Below are 476 nucleotides of genomic sequence, written 5' to 3'. Positions count from 1 at the left end.
GGGGTGAAGTCGTAACAAGGTAGCCCTAGGGGAACCTGGGGCTGGATCACCTCCTTAACGATACTATTAATGCTAGTGTCCACACAGATTGCTACGGTCAAAAAGAAAAAGAACATACTTAGATGGGTCTGTAGCTCAGGTGGTTAGAGCGCACCCCTGATAAGGGTGAGGTCGGTGGTTCAAGTCCACTCAGACCCACCAATCGATTCGGTTGGTGGCACTAAGTATCGATGTGGGGCTATAGCTCAGCTGGGAGAGCGCTTGATTTGCATTCAAGAGGTCTGCGGTTCGATCCCGCATAGCTCCACCACTCTTTAAGCACACTTCTCTAAACAGAGAGTGCTAAGTGTTCTTAAAAAGTGGTTGTTCACTAGAACACATCACATGCTCTTTAAAAATCTGGAAAGCTGACTAAACAAACTCAATGAGTTTGTTTGTAAAAGTTCTCAAATGTTGACTCTACGGAGTTAACACCA

The 476-nt window shown here is 45.8% G+C and carries 2 tRNA genes and 1 rRNA gene; all 3 read left to right on the top strand.

Annotated features, from left to right (window positions below):
• Window positions 1-57, top strand: a 16S ribosomal RNA gene (locus G5S52_RS23495); the annotation flags it as partial.
• A 67-nt stretch (window positions 58-124) separates the two neighbouring features.
• Window positions 125-201: transfer RNA gene (locus G5S52_RS23490), tRNA-Ile, on the top strand.
• Window positions 202-234: 33 nt separating this feature from the next.
• Window positions 235-310, top strand: a tRNA-Ala gene (locus G5S52_RS23485).
• Window positions 311-476: the final 166 nt, after the last annotated feature.

It is taken from the genome of Grimontia sedimenti (assembly GCF_011045095.1).
Taxonomy (GTDB): Bacteria; Pseudomonadota; Gammaproteobacteria; order Enterobacterales; family Vibrionaceae; genus Enterovibrio; species Enterovibrio sedimenti.
The sequence above is the reverse complement of the archived record's forward strand: the minus strand, read 5'-3'. Positions and strand labels throughout refer to the sequence as shown.